This window comes from Priestia sp. BR_2 (assembly GCF_041954005.1).
Taxonomy (GTDB): Bacteria; Bacillota; Bacilli; order Paenibacillales; family Paenibacillaceae; genus Paenibacillus_AQ; species Paenibacillus_AQ lautus_A.
In genome coordinates this window covers 319,872-339,651 of the sequence record NZ_JAVFHM010000139.1, presented here as the reverse complement: position 1 = coordinate 339,651, position 19,780 = coordinate 319,872, and the positions used below count along the sequence as shown (strand labels likewise).

The 19,780-nt window shown below is 51.8% G+C and carries 19 protein-coding genes and 1 pseudogene; 12 read left to right on the top strand and 8 right to left on the bottom strand.

From position 1 onward, the window contains the following. Positions 1-21: 21 nt before the first annotated feature. Positions 22-723 (bottom strand): annotated as a pseudogene (locus tag RB298_RS06700) (acyltransferase); the annotation flags it as partial. 29 nt (positions 724-752) lie between these two features. Further along, complete coding sequence (locus tag RB298_RS06695; RefSeq protein WP_486046462.1) at positions 753-2,105, bottom strand: glycosyltransferase family 2 protein; 1,353 nt, start codon at positions 2,103-2,105, stop codon at positions 753-755. 477 nt (positions 2,106-2,582) lie between these two features. Between RB298_RS06695 and RB298_RS06690 the strand changes: the two genes are divergently transcribed. Both RB298_RS06690 and RB298_RS06685 read left to right on the top strand, forming a co-directional pair. Next, positions 2,583-3,398 (top strand): alpha/beta fold hydrolase, encoded by an 816-nt coding sequence (locus RB298_RS06690; protein ID WP_486046460.1) that lies wholly within the window; start codon positions 2,583-2,585, stop codon positions 3,396-3,398. Positions 3,399-3,433: 35 nt separating this feature from the next. Continuing rightward, positions 3,434-4,429: a sensor domain-containing diguanylate cyclase gene (locus tag RB298_RS06685; RefSeq protein ID WP_486046458.1), complete on the top strand. Its 996-nt coding sequence runs from the start codon at positions 3,434-3,436 to the stop codon at positions 4,427-4,429. A gap of 116 nt (positions 4,430-4,545) precedes the next feature. Here RB298_RS06685 and RB298_RS06680 read toward each other — a convergent pair whose 3' ends face one another. After that, positions 4,546-5,460, bottom strand: coding sequence for a phosphatidate cytidylyltransferase (locus tag RB298_RS06680; RefSeq protein ID WP_009591157.1), 915 nt, complete (start codon positions 5,458-5,460; stop codon positions 4,546-4,548). A gap of 107 nt (positions 5,461-5,567) precedes the next feature. On the opposite strand from RB298_RS06680, the gene RB298_RS06675 reads away from it, so the two are divergent. From RB298_RS06675 to RB298_RS06640, 8 genes are all read left to right on the top strand, one after another. Beyond that, positions 5,568-6,104, top strand: a complete 537-nt coding sequence (locus RB298_RS06675; protein ID WP_009591201.1) for a hypothetical protein — start codon at positions 5,568-5,570, stop codon at positions 6,102-6,104. 356 nt (positions 6,105-6,460) lie between these two features. Beyond that, a complete protein-coding gene (locus RB298_RS06670) occupies positions 6,461-7,210 on the top strand; it encodes a class I SAM-dependent methyltransferase (RefSeq protein ID WP_096775648.1) in 750 nt (249 codons plus the stop codon). Positions 7,211-7,233: 23 nt separating this feature from the next. After that, a complete protein-coding gene (locus RB298_RS06665; RefSeq protein ID WP_375121611.1) occupies positions 7,234-8,181 on the top strand; it encodes a helix-turn-helix transcriptional regulator in 948 nt (315 codons plus the stop codon). A gap of 61 nt (positions 8,182-8,242) precedes the next feature. After that, positions 8,243-8,782, top strand: a complete 540-nt coding sequence (locus tag RB298_RS06660; RefSeq protein WP_096775886.1) for a DinB family protein — start codon at positions 8,243-8,245, stop codon at positions 8,780-8,782. Between the two features lie 105 nt (positions 8,783-8,887). Continuing rightward, positions 8,888-9,388, top strand: a complete 501-nt coding sequence (locus tag RB298_RS06655) for a cupin domain-containing protein (RefSeq protein ID WP_090909659.1) — start codon at positions 8,888-8,890, stop codon at positions 9,386-9,388. Between the two features lie 264 nt (positions 9,389-9,652). Beyond that, positions 9,653-10,669, top strand: coding sequence for an SDR family oxidoreductase (locus RB298_RS06650; protein ID WP_486046454.1), 1,017 nt, complete (start codon positions 9,653-9,655; stop codon positions 10,667-10,669). Positions 10,670-10,759: 90 nt separating this feature from the next. Continuing rightward, positions 10,760-11,101, top strand: coding sequence for a zinc ribbon domain-containing protein YjdM (locus RB298_RS06645; RefSeq protein ID WP_096775651.1), 342 nt, complete (start codon positions 10,760-10,762; stop codon positions 11,099-11,101). Between the two features lie 200 nt (positions 11,102-11,301). Further along, positions 11,302-12,015 (top strand): sulfite exporter TauE/SafE family protein, encoded by a 714-nt coding sequence (locus tag RB298_RS06640; RefSeq protein WP_096775652.1) that lies wholly within the window; start codon positions 11,302-11,304, stop codon positions 12,013-12,015. Between the two features lie 26 nt (positions 12,016-12,041). Here the strand turns inward: RB298_RS06640 and RB298_RS06635 are convergent, their stop codons facing one another. The 4 genes from RB298_RS06635 to RB298_RS06620 form a co-directional block, all read right to left on the bottom strand. Continuing rightward, entirely contained in the window at positions 12,042-13,148 is a 1,107-nt protein-coding gene (locus RB298_RS06635; protein WP_486046451.1) for a glycosyl hydrolase family 8, read from the bottom strand. Between the two features lie 182 nt (positions 13,149-13,330). Continuing rightward, positions 13,331-14,611 carry a polysaccharide deacetylase family protein gene (locus tag RB298_RS06630; RefSeq protein WP_096775654.1) on the bottom strand — a complete coding sequence of 427 codons (1,281 nt, stop codon included), beginning with the start codon at positions 14,609-14,611 and terminating at the stop codon, positions 13,331-13,333. Positions 14,612-14,652: 41 nt separating this feature from the next. After that, positions 14,653-15,393: a hypothetical protein gene (locus RB298_RS06625; RefSeq protein WP_486046449.1), complete on the bottom strand. Its 741-nt coding sequence runs from the start codon at positions 15,391-15,393 to the stop codon at positions 14,653-14,655. Between the two features lie 225 nt (positions 15,394-15,618). Next, on the bottom strand, positions 15,619-16,605 hold the full coding sequence (locus tag RB298_RS06620) for a glycerophosphodiester phosphodiesterase family protein (protein ID WP_096775656.1): 987 nt from the start codon (positions 16,603-16,605) through the stop codon (positions 15,619-15,621). A gap of 200 nt (positions 16,606-16,805) precedes the next feature. Here RB298_RS06620 and RB298_RS06615 point away from each other — a divergent pair, with 200 nt between their 5' ends. Next, a complete protein-coding gene (locus RB298_RS06615) occupies positions 16,806-17,498 on the top strand; it encodes an FHA domain-containing protein (protein ID WP_141397989.1) in 693 nt (230 codons plus the stop codon). A gap of 193 nt (positions 17,499-17,691) precedes the next feature. Beyond that, a complete protein-coding gene (locus RB298_RS06610) occupies positions 17,692-19,320 on the top strand; it encodes a glycoside hydrolase family 9 protein (RefSeq protein WP_486046446.1) in 1,629 nt (542 codons plus the stop codon). A gap of 106 nt (positions 19,321-19,426) precedes the next feature. Here RB298_RS06610 and RB298_RS06605 read toward each other — a convergent pair whose 3' ends face one another. Continuing rightward, positions 19,427-19,717: a hypothetical protein gene (locus RB298_RS06605; RefSeq protein WP_096775658.1), complete on the bottom strand. Its 291-nt coding sequence runs from the start codon at positions 19,715-19,717 to the stop codon at positions 19,427-19,429. Positions 19,718-19,780: the final 63 nt, after the last annotated feature.

Below are 19,780 nucleotides of genomic sequence, written 5' to 3'. Positions count from 1 at the left end.
TTAGGTGGCCACCTACGGTGTAAAACAAGTGAGGATGCCCTGTGAGTAAATAAGTGTTTTGGTTTGAAGAGGCAGCTCGAAATGGAATGGATAGTACTCCAAAACTAAATAACACGGAAATGCCCTGAAGAACGGGATGTTCATACTCGTAATGTTCATGGATTGATCAGTTGCGCGGAAGACGGCATCCGAGATGAAACGATAGGCGATGCTGACGATGAACCAGAGCAGCAGATAATACCGCAGATCCTTCTCGCTGCACGATTGGATGAATTTGCTGATCAGCGGCACCGTCATATAGATGGCAATAATAGCGTACAGGAACCAGAGATGGACGTAATTTCGGTCGGTCAGCAGCCGGTAGCCGAAGTCGATAACGAACTCGTACGCACTCAGCTTGCTTCGCATCAGATAGTATTGATTGTACAAGCCGTAGATGAGCGACCAGGTCAGGAGGGGGATGAGCAACGGCACGACGCGCTTCGTATAGAACTCACGGTAGGATGTTATCTTCGTCCGCAGAATCATCGCTCCGCTGATCATGAAGAAAACCGGGACGGCGAACCGGGAAATGGAATTGAATCCGTTGCTGATCCACCATGAGGAGGAGTGGAAATCATTCGTGCCGGTCAGCACCTCTGCCGTGTAGTGCAGGATAATGACGGCTACGATAGATAGAATTCTTAGAATATCGACATAGATGATTCGTTTGTTGGGAACCATGCGGTTTCGGCAGTCTCCTTCACTATAATTTAGTTCGATCCAGCGGCAATGTTCTGGCTGATGGCGGCCACGCCTTTTCGCTCCACGAATCCCCAGCCCTCATCATTGTCAAAATATTTGAACGTGCCCGCAATGTTGATGTACAGCAGCAAATTCCGATAGGTTAGCAGTTCCGCTTGGCTGAACAGGAACATTCTCACGTAATCGCTAAACGCATAGGTGCTGCCATATTTACGGCATAAGTACAGGGAGATGACGATCTGCGCGGCATTCAGCACCACGCTCATCAGCAGAAAGATAATGGCATGCCACAGGTTCCCGCCCACAACCAGCGTCTGCCCCAGATAAAATATCGTGGTAAACGCCGAGAGCGTCCCCAGCATAAATCCGTCAATCGCAAAGAACAGGCTCACGCTGACGCTGAACTTCCGGGACAGCCTGGACCAATAGATCAGAATGCAGTCAATGAAGGCCTTCTGCCAGCGAATGCGCTGTTTATAGAAGTTCGGCAGATTCTCCGGACATTCGGTGTAGCATACCGCTTCCGGGGCGTAGACGAGTTTTTTCTTCAGCCGATGGGCCTTGATGTATTCATGGATTTTCAGGGTAATGTCGATATCCTCGCCGACCGTGCTGCGGAAGCCGTCGACATGAACGAGAACCTCTTTATAGAAGGCGCCAAAGGCGCCTGAAATCACCACGATCGAATTAAAATACGATTGCGTGAGCTTGCGGACGTAGAAGCCGTGCGTATAATTGATGATCTGGCTTTTGATGAGCCCTTTTCCGCGAAATTTCTCGACGACGGCACCGTTCTTGTCCCGGACGGCACCCTGCACGATTTTGACCGTACCGCCTAGCGCAATGATATCGTCATCGTGAAAATATTGATTCACATACTTGAGCGAGTCGGCTTCCAACATACTGTCCGCATCCAGGGTGATGACGATGTCGGAGACGGCATAGTCGATACCAGCATTCAGCGAGTCGGCTTTCCCGCCATTCATCTTATCGATAACGTAAATATGGCGGTATCGATTGGAACGATAGAATCCTTTTATTGGCTTATAGTTCAGCTTGCTGTCGGCCGTCCTGACACTCGGCTCCAAATCCAGGAGCCCGTCTAGGGCGGATAAGGTTCCGTCCTTGGAGCCGTCGTTGATGATCATGATCTCATAGTTGCGGTAGCGCAAGCCCGCCATGGCATCGATGCAATTCCGGATCGTCAGTTCTTCGTTGTAAGCGGGGACGAGCACCGTGATTGATTTTTCGGCGAGATCGGAATTCAGTTTCTTCACCTTGCTGCATAGCAGCGGTATGAATGTGTAGAGGGCCTGAAACACGAGAAACACGCCGGCTAATCCATAAAAAAAGTACTGCAAACTCCTCACTCCTCTCTTTCTCTGTCTTTTTGTGATGAAGACCAGTATGATGCGCCTTGGGCCTGCTCTATGGGGTGCGGATTAGGTGAGCGCTTTTTCTGTCCATTCGATGTCAAGGGATAAAATCGGGCATAGAGGGATAAAATCATACATTTATAACCTCTAATTCCATATAAATACAAATGACATCCTATGTAATAAACTATCGCAATCGTCCTACAAATGTAAAACCGCTCCATGGATCAAGAAAACGAATACATTGATGCTTTTCGAGAACAGTCTCTGTATAGGTTCGTCTTTCTATATTTTAGGCGGCTAAAGCGATTAAGCATATATGTACATGGAGCCCGTTCATCTTTCGCCTAACTTCGGTTCAACTCGTCTTAAATCGACAAACATTCGGCAAAATGACTTGATATTTACATAGGGTCCCTTAGAATGGAGAGAAAGAAGGAAGAGCATAGAGGAGTTTATGTCATGAATGAGGTTATTGCACGGAATCACGTGAAGGTGCTGGGGACAGGGGAGCGTACGCTCATACTGGCGCACGGCTTCGGCTGCGACCAGAGCATGTGGAGATACATCCTGCCTGCCTTCGAACCGTTTTATCGGATCGTGCTGTTCGATTACGTGGGCTCGGGCGGTTCTAATTTGTCGGCGTATACATCGGAGAGGTACGGCAGCCTTCGCGGCTATGTGCAGGATGTGCTGGACATTGTGGAGGCGCTGGAGCTTCGGGACGTGATTTTTATAGGCCATTCGGTCAGCTCCATGATCGGGATGCTGGCATCGATCGAACGTCCGCAGTATTTCGCTCAATTAATCATGATCGGGCCATCTCCGCGATATCTGAATGATGACGGGTACGTCGGAGGATTTGATAAAAGCGATGTGACGGAGCTGCTGGATATGATGGAGATGAATTTTGCCGGATGGGCAAGCTTCCTCGCGCCGATCGCGATGAAGAACCCGGAGATGCCGAAGCTGACCCAAGAGCTGGAGCGCAGCTTTATTTCGGCGGATCCGGCAATTACGAGGGAGTTCGCCGAGGTCACCTTTTTCTCGGACTGCCGGCAGGCGTTATCCCAAGCCACGGTTCCCTCGCTGATCCTGCAATGCTCGGATGACAGCATCGTCCCTATTGCAGCAGGCGAGTATTTGCACAGTCATCTGGATAACAGTACGTTCCGGTTGATGGAGGCGAAGGGGCATTATCCGCATATCAGCCATCCCGAGGAGACGATTGCGTTGATCAATGACTATCTGAAATCTGAAGCGGCGTATACAGGCTAGCGGGAATGTATTTGGAAAGGATCGATCGATAAGCAATGGATGAACGATTGAACTATGCGCCATGCGGCTATGTCTCCATCACCCACGAAGGCATGGTGGCGGAGGTGAACCAGACCTTCCTCGACATGATGGGGTATCGGCTGGAAGACGTGGTGCAGAAGCATTTTGAAGCTATGATGTCGACGGCGAACAAGCTTATATTCCACTCTTACTTCTATCCGCATATCAATCTGGACGGGCATGTGGAGGAGTTGATTATCCGGCTTAAGAACAGCCGGGGGGAATCGGTGCCGTTTATATTGAATGGACGCAAATTGGAGCGTGAGGGCCAGGAACGGCTGGACTGCGTATTGGTGCAGATGGGCAAACGCTTCGATTATGAAATGGAGCTTCGGATGGCCAACAAGCAGATTGAGAAGGCCTATTGGGAGAAGGACCAGGCATTGGCCGAGCTGCAGCAGATCCATGCCGAGATTGAACGGAAGCAGACGGAGCTCATGGAGATTAACGCGGTTCTGTTGGAACTGTCGAATACCGACAAGCTGACCGGATTGAAGAACCGGAGATTCTTTCAGGAGGAGCTGGAAGAGCAGCTGATGCAGTATAACCATAACCGGATTCCGCTTTCGTTGTTCATCATCGACATTGATCATTTTAAGCGCGTGAACGATACTTGGGGACATGGGTATGGGGATGAGGTTCTGTTTAATGTAGCAACCATCCTGAAGACCCACGCCGTCGAAGGGGAGACGGTGGCCCGCTATGGCGGAGAGGAGTTTGTCATGATCCTCCCGGAAACGGATGCGGAGAAAGCAAAGGCCGGCGCGGAGCGGTTACGGCGGGCAGTCCAGGATTTCAGCTGGAAAACGGGCAGCATGACGATCAGTATCGGCATCATCACGGCCACTCCGGACGCCAATGAAGCGACGCTCCTGCAAAAAGCGGACGAAGCCCTCTATGCCTCCAAGCAAAATGGACGAAACCAGGTTTCCCATTATGAGGATTTGAGGCTCCAGGGATATTCGCCTTAATACGTTCTATCCACGAAAAAGCCATAGCCAAGTTGAGCCTAAGCTCGCATGGTTATGGCTTATAGAGGTTCAGGCCCCTGAGCCTTGTTAACCTATTTTTTGCATGAGAGGCGAAACTACATAAAATCGTAAAAGTAACGGATGAAATGAAAAAAGATCGGCGAGGTATACGTCAGGCTGTCGACGCGGCTCAGGTAACTTTTCTTCAAAGCATCGAATCGTCCGTCATCCCCGATCAATAAATCGCGCTTCAGCACGGAAACCGTCAAGCTGCCGAAGAAGCCGGCGAGGCTGATCAGCATGCCGGACAAGAGGCCAAAGGTCGGGCTTAGCGGCGTCAGATAGGGATAGATGAGATAGGAGCATCCGGTGGTAACGAGAAACGCGCACGCAAAGCCTTCCCAAGTGAGATTCGGGTTCGATGTCGGCACGATTCTCCGTTTGCCGAAATAGAGGGAAGCGATCGTGTGCACCACATCGTTCAGCTGCGTTAAGACGACGAGAAACAGCACGAGCCCAGCTCCATACTGGGGCGTGGCAAATTGAAAATAAGCCAGGTGGCTGAGACCGAATACCATGAGCATGAGTCCCCACTGGGTCGAGCTAACGCTGCGCATAAATCCGACGGTGCCCTTGTTGATCAACCGTGGAAGCGGCAGCACCAAGAATACATAGATTGGAATGAACACGATGAACATCCCGTACCATTCGATATAGATCCAATAGAATTGGACGGGGATGGTTAGATAAGCCCACAGAAATAAACGGCGATCGGCCTTCCGGGTTTTGATCATCGAGAAATATTCTTTGAGCGTAAAGAAGGTCAGCACCATAAGGGATAGCAGGGATACGACGGGATTCAAAAGGGTCGCCAAACAGAAGATGACGAGCATGCCCCACCAGGTTTTGATGCGGAATCCTACTTCGGTATAGTCGATATTCGGCTGCGTCTTACTCATCACGTAATACAGGAGCTGGATGACCGATAAGACGGAGAATATAAGGATCAAGGTTAAAAGCGAGCTTTCCATATGCCTGTCATCACCAACTTGTCACGGGGTACGATTCTTGTTCTACTAAAAGAATCATATGTTATTATGAAGGAATAATTCAATACGGATAAGGGGAAATTTCGTAAATGGTAGACGATCAATCGGTCTTTATATTGCTTACCAATACCGGAACGCTCTTTACGAAAGTCATTCAGGGCTATACGAGAGCGCCTTATAATCATGCCTCGATCTCCTTTAACCGGGAGCTGTCGGAGTTATATAGTTTTGGGAGGAAGAATCCGAACAACCCCCTGAACGGCGGGTTTGTAAAAGAGGATTTGAAAACGGGAACGTTCAGCAAGTACCCCAACACGACCTGCGTGATCTATGAGCTTCAGGTATCCGAACGCGACATCGCGAAGATGAAGCGGGTTTTGCAGGCTTTTATCCGAAAGGATAAAAAGTATTTCTATAACATATTGGGCGTCCTGGGCATCGCCCTGAAGGAACCGATCGAATTCAGCAATTCCTATTTCTGTTCGCAATTCGTGGCCGAGATTCTGCAGCGTTCCGGAGTAAGGTTATGGGATAAGCTGCCTGCCTTGGTAACGCCGGACGATTTTCGCCAAAGCGAGCGCCTGCAGTTGATATATGAAGGGAAGCTGAGCGAGTATGAGCCTTGAACTTACAAAGCATTGTCGGCATCCTGCGGACATGACCAACTTGTAAGGCGGACGGTTGCTAAGACATTCAGCTTCAAGCGCATCCATTTATGCTCGTCAGTGTCAGTTTGTTCCATTCGAATTACCTTATTACGAAATAAGGAAAAAGCCCGCTTAGTCTGCATCCAGATGAGGCTGGGCTTTTTGCAGTTCGTGGATGATGAAGGTCGGGAGCCCCTTCCAGCAGCAAGTACTGGAGATTAAACAGCATTTGCTATAAAATGGAGTTATGAAAATGAAATGCAGTTTCATCTAATGAAACGAAAGGATGTCGTAGTCAGGATTCGCTTATATCTTGGATGGGAGCGTGGTTTAGGATGAACAGCAAGGAACGGTTTTCGAATCGCGTGGATTCGTACACGAAGTATCGCCCGAGTTATCCGCAGGAGGTCATGGATTATCTGTATGACACGGTGGGACTGCATGGCGATATCGCCGATATTGGCGCAGGGACGGGGATATTCACGAAGTTGCTGCTGAAACGGGGGAGCCATGTGACCGCCGTGGAGCCCAATCAGGCGATGCGGGAAGCCGCCGAGTCGGACCTTGGCGGCGAGCCCGGCTTCCGCATGGTTTCCGGTTCGGCCGAAATGACGGGGCTGCCCGATCAATCGATGGATCATATCGTAAGCGCCCAGGCTTTTCACTGGTTTGACCGTCATGCGGCCCAGTCGGAGTTTCGGCGGATCCTGAGGCCGGGCGGGAAGGTTGCCCTGATATGGAATTCCAGGCTCACGGAGGGAACGCCGTTCCTGGGGGCATATGAGCAGTTGCTCCTTACCTATGGCACCGACTATAAAGAAGTGGACCAGAAGAATATTGGGCATGAAACGCTGGCGGCCTTTTTCCGTTCAGGAGATATGAAGGAGGCGAAATTCTTCAATCGGCAGACATTCGATTATGAAGGCTTATGCGGTCGCCTTCACTCGTCATCTTATGCTCCCCTGCCCGGGCATCCGAACTACGAGCCGATGATGAAGGAGCTCCAAACCATCTATGAGCGGAATGAGCAGGATGGCTGTGTGTTTTTTGACTACGAGACGAAGGTGTACTGGGGAGAGGTTTAAGTCCTTTCGGAGGTAAACATAGAATGAACAAGACCGATCGATTACTGGCCATCCTGCTTGAGCTGCAGCAGCGCAAGGTTATGCGGGCCGAAGATTTGGCATCCCTATTCGAAACGAGCGTCCGGACCATCTACCGGGATATTCAGGCTCTTAGCGAAGCAGGCGTACCCGTGATCGGAGCCCCCGGGCAAGGATACTCGTTAATGGAGGGGTACTTTCTGCCGCCCATCATGTTCACGGCAGAGGAAGCCGTGGCGCTGCTCATAGGAACGGATTTCGTCGAGCAGCGCTTTGACGCAGACTATGGCGAGAAGGCTAGGGCTTCCCGCAAGAAGATAGAGTCCATTCTGCCGGACCGTGTCCGCGCAGACGCTGCCCGGGTTCGAAAGACCATGCGGCTCCTTGCTCCCGGCAGCAAGGCAGCTTTAGGAGAAGAGAGGGATTATCTGGAATTGGTTCGTAGGGCCATACTTGAGGAACGGAAGATAGAATTCCATTACGTGAAGAACATGCCGGATTCCAAAGGCAACCGAAAGAGCTTTCGCTCGGCGGCCCCTTATGGCCTGGCCTTTCTTCAAGGCTCATGGACATTGATTGCCTGGTGCGACCTCCGGCAAGGCATTCGTCATTTTCGGTTGTCCCGCATGAAGGACCTGACGATCCTTGAGGAGCGCTTTGAGATGCCGCCGGATTTTCATTTGGAGAATTATCGGCCACGGGATGACCGCAATTTGCTGGTACGGGTTCTGGCAAGTCATGGCATCGCGGATCGAGTGAAGGAAGCCGGCAACTATTATATGGAGACTTTAGAGGAGTGCGAGGAAGGACTGCTTGTGAGCTTTCGCGTCCGCCGTCCGGAGGAGATCCTGCATTGGGTGCTCGGCTGGGGATCGGATGTCGTTGTGCTTGAACCGCAATCCTTCCGAGACCGAATCCGTGACGAAGCGGAGAAGATGTTTAGACGCTACTGACATGACGTTGTCAGTAGCGTTTTTGTATATTCGGTACAAAGACGATGAAGGGGTTGTTGATATGAATACAAAGGAAGCATTGCAGCGCTTGGAAGAGACGGTAAAGGTATATGTGCAGGAGCTGGATGGATTCAGCGAGGAGCAATTAAGATATAAGCTGGCGGAGGACGAGTGGTCGATCGGGCAAATGTACCAGCACTTGATTCAATCCGCACTGTACATGCATCTGCGGAACATCGACCAGTGCTTGAACATGAATGGAGATGCGGCAGCTTCCCCGGCCGGAAAAACGGAAGTGGGAGCGGCGATATTCGAACAGGGCAGTTTCCCGCCCATCCGCATTCAGGTTCCGCCGTCTCCGCAGTATACCCCGGAACAGCCCGCAGACAAGGAGCAGCTGATTCAAGGCTTGAACGCGGTTCTCCATCGGGTGAAAGAAACCGAACCGAAGCTTGGTGAGGCATCCTTGCAGCATACCGTCCCCCATCCGAGGTTCGGAGGATTGCATGCCAAAGAGTGGTTTTTGCTCATTGAGATGCATTATCGTCATCATGTTCGGCAGCTGAATCGGTTGAAACAGGCGTTAGAGCAGCGGGTGTGATGACATATCAAGAATATCGTTTTTCTTGCAAGAAGATTGTTTGAGACACGCTCGGCCCGGGTACTGGTACACGAGTGAACAATGAATCGAAAGGAGCGGATGACCGTGGAAGTACATGTCAGATCATTTTTCGTGAATGACGATGGAGAGGTTCCCAACAATCCCGACCTGCCCGTCATTGTGTACAATGGGGTATTCGCGGATGACCCGAGCGGGTTGGAGGCAGCCTTTAACCGGCATCACTGGAGCGGCAGCTGGTCAGGCGGCGTATACGATTACCATCATTATCACAGCAATACGCACGAAGTCCTTGGCGTGCGGTCCGGAAGCGCGACCGTCCTTGTGGGCGGGGATGCAGGGGAGCGGCTGGAGCTTGCTACAGGTGACGTGATCGTCTTGCCGGCGGGTACTGCACATATGAAGCTTACCAGTACGCCCGACTTCGAAGTGATTGGTGCCTATCCCGAAGGGAATACGCCGAACATGAGGGAGCGGAATCCGACGGATCGGGCCCAGGCGATCAACGAAATCCAAAGCGTGCCTGTTCCGGATACGGATCCTGTCTTTGGAGAGGAAGGGCCTCTGCTGCATAAGTGGGTGAAATAACCTAAGCATGCGACATTATTAGAACGAAAAGACTCCCGCCTGCCGCAAGCAGACGGGAGTCTTTCTGCGCGTTACAACAGCACCTTAGCCTCATGCCGGTTCACGCACGATCTCTATAATGCTTCCTGCCCCACACTCTGCTCAAAGTCTTGTGCGGGTCAACCCTTTTTGGAAATTGTAATGCACCCGTGCCCATGCTATGGTAAGGGATAGAAGGTCAAGTTGCAGTCAGTCTTCTCATTATTGCTACCGGAGGTGCAGTTTATGAAAGCGTTGTTTATTGGAGGAACCGGAACGATCAGCACGGCGATTACGAAGCAGCTGCTTGAACAAGGTTGCGAGTTATACTTGCTCAATCGAGGGAACCGAAACGACACGTTGCCCGAGGGCGCACATATTTTGCAAGCCGATATTCATGACGAAGACCACGTAGCGAAACTGATTGAGCATCTCGATTTTGATGTTGTGGCCGACTTTATTGCATTCGAGCCCGCCCATCTGGAAAGGGATTACCGCCTGTTTGCAGGAAAAACCAAACAGTTCATCTTTATCAGCTCGGCCTCAGCCTATCAAACGCCCCTATCCGATTATCGCATTACGGAAGGGACGCCTTTATCCAATCCATACTGGGCGTATTCCCGAAACAAAATAGCATGCGAAGATTATCTGATGAAGCAGTATCGGGAGCATGGCTTCCCGGTGACTATTGTAAGGCCAAGCCATACGTACGATGAGCGGTCCATTCCGCTCGGCGTGCACGGCAGCCAGGGAAGCTGGCAGGTCGTAAAGCGCATGCTGGAGAATAAACCGGTCCTTATTCATGGAGACGGGACGTCGCTGTGGACCCTGACGCATAACCGCGATTTTGCTAAAGGCTTCATCGGCCTGATGGGCAATATCCATGCCATCGGGGAGTCGGTGCATATTACCTCTGACGAGTCGCTTACCTGGAATCAAATTTATGAAATCATTGCGGATGCCCTTGGCGTACAGCTGAATGCGGTGCATGTCTCTTCCGAGTTCCTGGATGCTACCAGCACGCAGGATTTCCGCGGGTCGTTACTGGGAGACAAAGCGAATACGGTGGTGTTCGATAACAGCAAGCTGAAGCGGCTGGTCCCTGAATTCGTGGCAACCATCCGTGCCGATCAAGGGATCAAGCAGACCGTGGACTATATTTTAGCCCACCCGGAACATCAGCGGGAGGACGCAGAGTTTGATGCGTGGTGCGATAAGGTCATCTCCGCGCTGGAGAAGGCCAAGTCGATCATTACGGGGTAAGGCTTAATCTTTCAGGGGCGGAAGTATATAGCGGACATCTGTTTCGAATATAGGGTATAGTTATTGTAAAACGAATGGAGAAACGAAACGATGTCTACTTTGCCGAATTGCCCGAAATGTAATTCAGAATATACGTATGAGGATGGGAACCTCCTGATTTGCCCCGAATGCGCTCATGAATGGACCCCGGGGTCCCAAGCGGAGCATGAGGAAGATGCGAGGGTCATTAAAGACGCGAACGGAAATGTATTGGCCGACGGCGATTCCGTAACGGTAATCAAAGATCTTAAAGTAAAAGGCAGCTCATCCGTATTAAAAATAGGCACGAAAGTGAAAAATATACGTTTGGTCGACGGCGACCACGATATCGATTGCAAGATCGAAGGATTCGGGGCCATGAAATTGAAATCGGAATTCGTTAAAAAGAGTTAAGATGTGTTAGCACGGTTCCATCATGAATAGCAGCAGCAAAAACCCTCCATCAAGGAGGGTTTTTCTCGTCTAACCAGGGTTTTTGCAGCCTATTGCGGCAACAAATGAGGAGCAGTCTTGTGATGGCCTTATGGTACAATGACAGGATGGGCTTGCTTCGTATAGGAGCTCCCCGAATAGGTGGAGAAAGCAGGTGCAGCGTGGATATCATACTATTTGCGGTTATCATATTCGTGGCGTCGATTCTCCAGACCAGTACCGGTTTTGGGTTCTCCATCCTGGCTACGCCGTTTCTGCTGTTGTTGTTCCGGCCCGCCGAGGCCATTCAGATTAATCTGATTCTATCGCTTGTCATATCGGCTGCCCTGATTGCCAAAATCCGCAAGGACATCGACTACGGCATCCTTAAACGATTGGTGATCGGAAGCGCGGCAGGTCTCCCTCTGGGCATCGTTATTTTTTCGCTCATCGATATCGGCTATCTGAAGCTGGGCGTCAGTCTGATCATATTGGCCCTGACCGTCATGCTGATGCTGAAGTTTAGAATAAACCAAAGCCGCGGCAGGGACTTGGCTGTGGGAGGACTCTCAGGCTCTCTAACGACGAGCATCGGCATGCCGGGTCCGCCCCTGCTGTTATATTTTTCGGGCACCGATACGCAAAAGGCCAAACTGAGAGGGACGACCCTGGCCTTCTATTTGTTCATCTACTCCCTGAGTTTGATCATTCAGGTGATCGTGGCGGGAACGTCCAAGACGGTCTGGGTATCGAGCGGAATCGCGCTGCCGCTGGTATTCATCGGGCTGTTTATCGGACAACGTTTATTCAACGTCATCAACCAGCGCGTGTTTCAGATCTTTACCTATATCATTTTGATCTTTACCGGTGTGTACATGCTGATCGAAAGCTTGTAGTCATGCCAAAGAAGATGGAAGGATCATCATTTGGACTGCTCGAACAGCGTCTCGGCCAGCAAGGGAATCAGGTTATCAAAAGCATGCGTATTCCCGTCAAACACGTATCCTCCCGGATAAGCGGGATCCTGATCCCGGAATTGGAGCATGCGTTCATGCAGCTGCTGCGCCCATGGGAGGTCATTGGTTTGCAGCGCCAGAATGATGGCCAGACCGTAAACGGCAGGCGACTCGTAATCCGCGTCCGGTTTGCGGCTTTCACGGGTGTAGCGGCCTGCCAGCCGCTGATGCTGGCGGAATTCTCCCTTCAGGAACGCTATAAGATCTGTCGGCGGATGATTCATCTCGGCGAGATGGACGCCAACGATCAATTGGTCGATCAGATTGACCGATGCGTCGTACTCATATTGGCCGGAGCCGATGTGATAGGTTTTGGGATAGAAAACGCCGTCCGAAGGCATATGAGCGAGCAGGTTTTGATATCGTTCATAATCCTGGGAGGGTAGGATTTCGTTATTATGCATTTCGCGCAGTGCCGATAAGTCAACGTAGACCAGGCTTAACGCGGCGGCGGATTCATCCCGTGCAAAATCATGATAATCGACGAGGTAACCTTCGGTTTGAATCGCAAGGAGTGCAGACCCGATCCTTTTTGCCAATTGAAGGTATTCTTCCTCGCCCCAGCGATTGAACGCCTTCAGCAGGGCATCGAGGATTCGCAGATCATCGCCCAGCGCATTGGTTGTGACCTCGGATTGACCGTCCGGCCTGAGCTTCCATTGGATATAGGGCTCTTGCTCCTGATTAAGAAAATAGGTGGTAAGAAGCTGGACGCTGTCGTCGAACCGGGCTCGATTGCCGGATATCACGGCAGTCCGCATCCAAAGCCCGAGCGACTCGGATAACGCTTCCCGGCCGGCAACGATGTCCGGATTCACGGAAGCAGCGGGTTTAAGATAGGTGGCAATGGTACCGTTATCGTTTGTCATATGCTCTTCAATGAACGCTGCGGTCACGTCAGGATTCTCCTTGTTCTTGTTGATCCAGCAGGCTATGAGGACGATGCCGGCAAGGGCAAGAACGACGATGATCGCAAGAATGGCTTTCTTGTGCGTTGAAATCCGGTTTGTCATAGGTTCACCTCGACCATACTATTTCGATATTCAACAGGTTAAAGCCTTCAAGGAAGACTGGGCGGCGGTGAACATAGCCCCCGGCTGTAGGAACGGGTATACTTCACTAAAAAAGGCTGTACCTGATGTTGGAAGCTCCAAATCATCAAAGGTACAGCCTTTCTTGCATAAGCGTATAGCGATTATTGCAGACTGACGATGGTTAGTCCTTGATCCTGCAGGCTCTTAATGATCTTCGGTAACGCATCCACGACCGCCTGGGATTCATGCAGGAGAATAATGGAGCCGGAAGCTTCGATGTGCTGGACATAATCCAGGATTTTATCCTCGTCGCGAGTCAGCCAATCCTCGGGATCCCGGTTCCAGAGCACCACTTTATTGCCTTGCTGGCGGCTTAACGCCTCGGTCCGGTCATCAAAGGCACCGTAAGGCGGACGGAAGAGCACCAGCTTCTCATCGGTAATATGCTCAATGAGATCGGCTGCGCGGGTCAGTTCCGCCTTTTGTTCTTCATAAGTAAGGTTTGGCATCTGGCTATGGGTCATCGAATGGCTGCCGACGGAGTACCCGTTGGCATGGATGGCCTTGACGTAGTCCGGATGTTTTTTCACATTGGTGCCGACAAAGAAGAACGTCCCGCCAACCCCGTGTTTCTTCAAGACGTTCATGATATCCATGGAGTGCTTGGATGGCCCGTCATCGAACGTAAGGGCGACATACCCTTTGGGGATGCTGTAGGAGATGAAATCCTTAAGCTCCAGCTGTGGAACGGCAGCCGAAGTCTTGATCTCCTTCCTCGGTTTGCTATCCGCTTCCTTCTCCACGGAAGCGGCTACAGGTTTGGCAATCATCGCATTCCGGTTCTCGGCAAGCAATTGGATGACCGTTTCGACCTCCGCTGCGGCGGTTATAGCAGCTTCATGCCGGATGTCACTCGGATACGAGTAATTAAATGAACTTAGCAATACCACAAAAATCAAGCTCATCAAGGTTGCGCTTGCCAGCTTAAGCGGAAGACGATGCGGCTTCCTTGCAGAGCGCGTGGTGTTTCGATTTCCATCGGTCTGCACCTCTTCGGCCGGACCCGGTTCGGATGGAGGCGCGGACAGGAAGGACAGGGTAGATACATCGTCCAAATGCCGGATAGCCTTGATCGCCTCTAATTCGTTTCTGAAGTGAACGGAGCAAGCAAATGAAAGTCGCTCGCCGTGGTCACGATATGTACGCGTAATGGAGCCTATGTATTGCTGTTGGATGGCATCCCATGTTGTATGTAAAGATAATCGGTATTTGTGAACCCCGTTAAATTCCGACACGGTCGCTATATTCGCTATGGTTTCATGATCGGTTAACCACAACAGCTCCGCCGATTCCGAGAAGGATAGCTTGATTCGCAGAGCGAAAGCCCCGGTATCCGTCTCGATCGCCAGCAGCTCAATGACTTTTCCATAGGAGTCAGACATGACGGCCCTCCTTTCTCTAGATGTTCATGCAGTGATTATGCTTATTCCGATGGTGTGTTGGGAGCCGATGTTTTTGGCGAGAAGGAGAAGGACATCTTCTCGGTAAAATCATTGATGGTCTGCATCAATTTGGCTTTATCGTCCAGAATGTTCTGGTACTGCTCCGCATACTTCTGGTTTGCAATCTCCAACTCGCGCACCTTCTCTTCAAGCGCGTTGATCTTGAGCATGCTCTGATATTGGGTGTTGTTAGACTCTTCGTAGAGCTTGTTGTACTTGGCGGTTTCGGTCTCCAGCTGGTTGGAGAGCTTCTCGTACGCCAGGTTCGATGTCAGCTGGTATTCCTTGTAATCCTCCAACAGCTGGTCGTAACTCATCTGTTTGTTGGTCAGCACGTTCTCGAGCTCGCGGATTTCCTTGTTCTTCTCCTGGACCAACTGATCGCGCTTGATCTGCTCATGCTTATACCGGTTGATCGTTTCGTTGGCGGTAAATAGCTGATCCTCCAGGCCCTTGTTCTTATAAGACAGCAATTGCCGCTCCTTCAGCATGTTCTCGATCGAAACGATGACGTCGAGGCCGATTTTGTCCTGGTTGTCCTTGGAGAAAAGATGCTTGCTGCTCTCCGCGGCGGGCAGTTCAGGCTCCGCGGAATAAGCCGGCTCTTCTTCGACGGTTATGGCAATTTCCTGGTGTTCGGCACTGTTCTTCTCGTGTTGGTTCTGGTTTGAGCGGGCATTCTTAAACCAGGCCATTCCCTTTTTTTCTGTTTCCCTGGCCAAAATATCAACTCCTATATATTTCAATGAATACAGCATGAATTTAGGATAAAAGACCCTATTAATAGTCATCGGTAAAAACACCCTAAAAACTTTGCCCTTTGACCCTATGAAAATAAAAAAAAGCCCCGCAAGCGAGAGGGGGCTTTTTAGAGGGCGGATCTTCCGGTTTATGCGGCCTTTCGACCCGCCTATATTCATGAATTGAAACGAACGCGATGCTTCGACTTATTCCGTCTTCTTTATGGTCAGCTCCGGGGCGATAACGTCGACCCGGTTCGTCCAAATCCCGCCGCTGTAGTCGTCCGGCAGCCTTTCCAAATCCGCTACGGAGTCAAAGCCTTCCGACCAGCCGCCGTCCCCGGCCACGAGGATGACCCGCGTATTGATGCTGTCCATCCGGTTTAGGAATTTATCCGGCCATCCCCATAAGTAACGGGCATATTTCTCTGGTATATGGAGCTGGGTGTTGCGGCAAACCGATGGAAGGTAGCCGCTCCAGCCGGCCCCGGCGTAGGATACGAGACAGCTTTTGAGCGTATTCATGGACATGACGCGCAGCGAGGGGAGCTGCGATTTTAACGTGCGGATCGGCTGGTCATCCCCGTAAACGGTCAGCTGGCTGAGACGCTTCACCGGCAGACCGGACAGATAATCGGCCAGTTGTTTTCCTTCTTCAGGGTCCGTGCTTTTGATATGGATCAGAAACGCGCCGTCCGGGAACGCCTCCAACACCTCGCCTAACGACGGAATCAGCCCGACTCCCTTTCCCCGAAAAGGATAAGTCGCTCCCTGGTCGGCCGTGTAGCCGTACCCGATGTCTATGTTTTTCAGCTCGTCCATGGTATAATCCTTGACCGAGCCCTCCACGTTGGTGCGGCATTCCAGCGTCCAGTCATGGAACACGGCGAACTGGCCGTCCTTGGTCGGTTTGATATCCAGCTCCACGATATCGGCACCTGCCTCGAAGGCGGCTCTCATGGACGGAATGGTGTTCTCCAGGTAAGCGTGCTCCGGCACATAGATGCGGGAGGCGGTACACGTGTCGGCTTCAATGCCTTCCATCGTAAAGGTCTGCCCAAGCCCGCGATGCGCCAGCAGAAGCGGCTCGCCGTCACGGTCTTTGGTGAACAGGGATGAATTGTTAACGAACAAAAACACGAGCAACACAACAAAAAACAGTATGATTTTCTTCCATCTTTTTAGTTTTCGCATGATCCAATCCCCCAAAATCGTATACAATATGCAATAGTAGATTTATATTTTTCTCTTTCTCTATACGAAGTTCTCTATTTATATCCTTCTTTATTCAATCTTAGTGATTTTGGGCGCATACTCAATGGCTGGAACATAACAATTGCATAATAACGAACTAACAAATACGAATGAGCGAGTATATGGGAACAGGAGGGAGCATGATGGACAAATCCTCCTTTTTGATGGTGGAGCGGGGAAATCCCTACGAACGCGGGGACGTTATAGCTTTGACCAAACCGATCACGGTGCTTGGCCGCAAGGGCCAGCATTTTGATCCGGATATCGCGTTTGACAATATTTTTGTGTCCCGGCGGCATGCGGCGCTGCTGCATCGAAACGGGAAGTTCAGCATCAAGGATCTGAACAGCAAGCATGGCACCTTCGTTAATCAGGCACGGCTGGCTCCCCATGATGAAATACCCCTTCAGCATGGAGATACCATCGTGCTTGCGGGAGATCTGATCGTGCTGTCCTTCTCCATCCTCAGCATGGATGAGACGATGGACATTACCCCGCTGATCAAGCAGCTGGCGGCGGTTGAGGGCTCCGGCGGGCTTAAGCTGAATCCTTTCAAGCAGGAGCTGGTATACGGCGAGGACGTGTACGTTTTTTCGGAAAAAGAGTACAAGTGCATGGAGCTGCTCGTCAATCACCAAGGACAGTTCGTGTCCAAGGAGCAGCTCAAGGCATACGTTTGGCCCGAGCGAAGCTACGGGACGGACGAAGTGCCCGATGTGAGCTCGGAAGAGCTGAATGCGCTGATCTACCGGGTCCGCAAGAAAACGAGGGATATTTTGGCCATTGAGAGCATCCGGGGAAAAGGCTATATTTTGCAGTCGACGGCTGAATGACGATCGCAAAAACGAAAACGCAATGAAATCTAAGGAACCATCAAACGGCAGGCCCTTCCTCCATGCAGGAAGGGCTTGCTTGCATGAACAGGACAAATTCGATGGCGGTGAGAGGGAAATGGCAGGCCCCAGCGAACTGTTATAGCATGGAAGTTTCGAATGAAACGACAATCGAAAGGGATGTGCAGAGCAGATGAACATGGAGCACGTGCAGCAAAACGGCATTGCCGTTAACCAGTTAGGTTATCGGGGCCGGGACGCCAAGATTGCCGTCATTGCCGGTCAGGGCGGACGGTTTCGCATCGTCAATGCGCGAAATGGCGAGGTCGTATGGCAGGGGCAGACGGCGCCCGCCATAGAGGATGCGTCCAGCGGACAGACGGTAAGCAGAGGGGAGTTTACGGCATGGGAAGCACCCAGTACCTATCGAATCGAGACGGAGGATGGGCAGTCGTCGGTACCATTTGCCATTGCCGACGATGTATATGAGGATGCCCACCGAGCAATGTTGAAAGCGTTTTATTACTTCCGGTGCGGGACGGCTTTGGATGAGCCGCATGCGGGGCCTTGGAAGCATGAAGCCTGCCATCTCACGCAGGCCATCGTTCATGGACATGAATCGCGGCGGGTGGATGCTTGCGGAGGATGGCATGATGCCGGGGATTATGGCAAGTACGTCGTGCCTGGCGCCAAAGCCGCCGCCGACTTGCTGCTGGCCTTCGAGCTGTACCCCGAAGCGTTTGCCCAGCCGCTGCCGCTGCCTGAAAGCGACGGCCGCATGCCGGATGTGCTGCATGAATGCAGGTATGAGCTGGACTGGCTGCAGCGCATGCAGGATGAGGAATCGGGGGGCGTGTTCCATAAGCTCACGACGCTGCGGTTTCCGGCGGGAGACGTCATGCCGGAGGACGATACGGCCCCGCTGTACTTGTCGCCGATCTCCGCAACGGCAACCGGATGTTTTGCCGGTATCATGGCCATGTCGGCACGGATCTATTCTCCCTATGATGAAGCCTTCGCCGCGAGCTGCCTGAAGGCAGCGGTGCGGGCTTGGGCATGGCTGGAGGAGCATCCCGACGAGCCGGGCTTCCGCAATCCGGCTGATATCGCTACAGGCGAGTATGGCGATGGCCAGGATGCGGACGAACGGTACTGGGCAGCCGCAGAGCTATACCGTACAACGGGGGAGGCGCCATATCATGAGGCTTTCCAAGCTTTAGCCAAGCAGGACTCTTTCGGAAAGTACGAGCTGGGATGGGCGGACATGGGCGGTTACGGGACGTTTGCCTATCTGATGTCGGAGCGGGAAGAAGAGCCCGAGCTGGCGCAAGAATTGATGGCGGGCCTGTTACGGCGTGCGGATGAGCTTGCTGCTGTCAGCGATCGGGACGGCTATGGCCTCTCGCTTCTGCCGGATCAATATATCTGGGGCAGCAATATGCTGGTCATGAACCACGCGATGCTTCTGTTGGTGGCGGGAAGACTGTCGGGGTCCGAGGACTTTGAGCGGCATGTGCACGAGCATGTGCACTATGTATTCGGGGCGAACGTGATGGAGACAAGTTATGTTACCGGATATGGGGCGAGGCCGATCCGGCATCCCCATCACCGTCCTTCCGAAGGCGACGGCGTGGAGGAGCCGGTTCCGGGCCTCGTCTCCGGCGGTCCGAACAAGGGGCTTCACGACGATTATGCGCGTGAGCACTTGGCCGGCAGGGCGCCCGCAGCCTCTTTTGCCGATGTGATGGAGAGCTATTCCACCAATGAGGTGGCTATTTATTGGAACTCGCCGGCCGTGTTCGTGCTGTCTCATTTTGTATAGAAAGAGCATTACATAGAAAAAGAAACGCCGAGAGATTCTTGACGTTTCTTTTTTTGTAATGGACTGTGGATTCTTCCATCTCCAAAGAGTCGAGTAAAGCATGGGCCTAATTTATCGTGATCGCTCGGTGAGGCTTGCTGTAATGGCTTGTTCCGCCCCCGCCGACCAGAACTTTCCCTCCTCTTCTAAACACCAGCAGCTTGGTCAGTCCGCCTGCCAGCAGCACCTCGACTTTGGCATGGTTCGAAGTAGCGATATAAACGACATAACCGCTTTTCGAAAGCACGGTTCTCCAGTTGCCGTCAAACTCTGATCTCAAGACGCGGCTCGAGTATACCTGATTTTCAATTCGACCCGATGACGGTGTTCTCAAGGCGTACACCTCCCCTTCATTCATGAAAAACGTGGGAAATGACCGTGCTGTCGCTGCATCATCTCCTATCTATTCTATGCAGCTGCA

Excerpts from the sequence above, each read along its gene's own strand:
- RB298_RS06645 (WP_096775651.1), top strand. The coding sequence starts at position 10,760 with ATGTCTACTTTGCCGAATTGCCCGAAATGTAATTCAGAATATACGTAT.
- RB298_RS06670 (WP_096775648.1), top strand. The coding sequence starts at position 6,461 with ATGAACAGCAAGGAACGGTTTTCGAATCGCGTGGATTCGTACACGAAG.
- RB298_RS06675 (WP_009591201.1), top strand. The coding sequence starts at position 5,568 with ATGGTAGACGATCAATCGGTCTTTATATTGCTTACCAATACCGGAACG.
- RB298_RS06635 (WP_486046451.1), bottom strand. The coding sequence starts at position 13,148 with ATGACAAACCGGATTTCAACGCACAAGAAAGCCATTCTTGCGATCATC.
- RB298_RS06605 (WP_096775658.1), bottom strand. The coding sequence starts at position 19,717 with ATGAATGAAGGGGAGGTGTACGCCTTGAGAACACCGTCATCGGGTCGA.
- RB298_RS06615 (WP_141397989.1), top strand. The coding sequence starts at position 16,806 with ATGATGGACAAATCCTCCTTTTTGATGGTGGAGCGGGGAAATCCCTAC.
- RB298_RS06630 (WP_096775654.1), bottom strand. The coding sequence starts at position 14,611 with ATGTCTGACTCCTATGGAAAAGTCATTGAGCTGCTGGCGATCGAGACG.
- RB298_RS06690 (WP_486046460.1), top strand. The coding sequence starts at position 2,583 with ATGAATGAGGTTATTGCACGGAATCACGTGAAGGTGCTGGGGACAGGG.
- RB298_RS06650 (WP_486046454.1), top strand. The coding sequence starts at position 9,653 with ATGAAAGCGTTGTTTATTGGAGGAACCGGAACGATCAGCACGGCGATT.
- RB298_RS06660 (WP_096775886.1), top strand. The coding sequence starts at position 8,243 with ATGAATACAAAGGAAGCATTGCAGCGCTTGGAAGAGACGGTAAAGGTA.
- RB298_RS06685 (WP_486046458.1), top strand. The coding sequence starts at position 3,434 with ATGGATGAACGATTGAACTATGCGCCATGCGGCTATGTCTCCATCACC.
- RB298_RS06680 (WP_009591157.1), bottom strand. The coding sequence starts at position 5,460 with ATGGAAAGCTCGCTTTTAACCTTGATCCTTATATTCTCCGTCTTATCG.
- RB298_RS06665 (WP_375121611.1), top strand. The coding sequence starts at position 7,234 with ATGAACAAGACCGATCGATTACTGGCCATCCTGCTTGAGCTGCAGCAG.
- RB298_RS06610 (WP_486046446.1), top strand. The coding sequence starts at position 17,692 with ATGAACATGGAGCACGTGCAGCAAAACGGCATTGCCGTTAACCAGTTA.
- RB298_RS06620 (WP_096775656.1), bottom strand. The coding sequence starts at position 16,605 with ATGCGAAAACTAAAAAGATGGAAGAAAATCATACTGTTTTTTGTTGTG.